The organism is Testudinibacter sp. 'clade 2', from assembly GCF_006227735.1.
Classification (GTDB): Bacteria; Pseudomonadota; Gammaproteobacteria; order Enterobacterales; family Pasteurellaceae; genus Chelonobacter.
Genome location: NZ_VDHB01000191.1, coordinates 1 through 887 on the forward strand (window position 1 = coordinate 1; position 887 = coordinate 887).

An 887-nucleotide genomic window follows, 5' to 3' on the forward strand; every position below is an offset into this window, starting at 1 on the left:
GCATCGATTTTTTTATCTAATGCTGCAGCCTGTCCGGATAAATCTGCGGCTAAAACCCGGTTCCCTGCCTTCTCCGCATCCTTCGCCCGGTCTTTCAACTTGGCAGATTCGGTGCGCTCTTCATAGGTCGCCAGATTCACCGCATTCTTCGCAATATCGCCAATCACCTGCGCCGCTTCCAACCGCTCTTGATACTCTGCTTTATCAAACTGCTGTACCTTTTGATTGGCGTTTACCGTATCGCGCGAAAGTGCGGTCGGGGTTTCGCCGTTTCTCACGTCCAGATTGATATTGCTTGATACCGCACTTTGCGTGGTGGTATGGTCGTCTTTGTTGACATTGCCTGCCAAACTCGCTGCCAACCCTATCGCTTGCATCGGTGACGGACCCGAAGTAGACATCCCCACACTGACACTCTGCATACTGACTTCGCTGTGGTTTTCAATATTCTCTGTCGTCAATGTGCCGGTGCTAAAGTGGTTTTTATCCGCTGTGGCTTGACTGTCAATCATCCCGCCTTTCAGATGAGTGTTACCGCCAACAGTGAGGCTCATGCCGTCTTCACCCACTCTCAGCCCCGACTGCTCGTTCACTTGCGCATAGTTCACTTTTCCTTTACTGGCGCTGACATTCACCGAAGCACTGCTGCCGCTGCCGTAAATCGCCACACTGGCGCCAGCACTGGCTTGGGTCTGTTGGCTGTCGTAGTGGTTGGTATCTTGCCGGCTTTCGATATTCAGGTCGCCACCGATTTCACCGTTTATATTGTCGCTGCGGTTGGAATAAGTGTCTTGTACCGATTCCAGGTTGATATTCACACCATCACTGAACCGAATACAATCCCCTACCGCACTTCTACGCTCAGAATGTGTTTTAGATTTTGCCAA

1 protein-coding gene is annotated in these 887 nt (G+C 51.2%); it reads right to left on the reverse strand.

All coding sequences use genetic code 11. From position 1 onward, the window contains the following. Positions 1-887: hemagglutinin repeat-containing protein (locus tag FHQ30_RS12370; RefSeq protein ID WP_176552774.1), on the reverse strand; the 887-nt coding region annotated here is incomplete at both ends.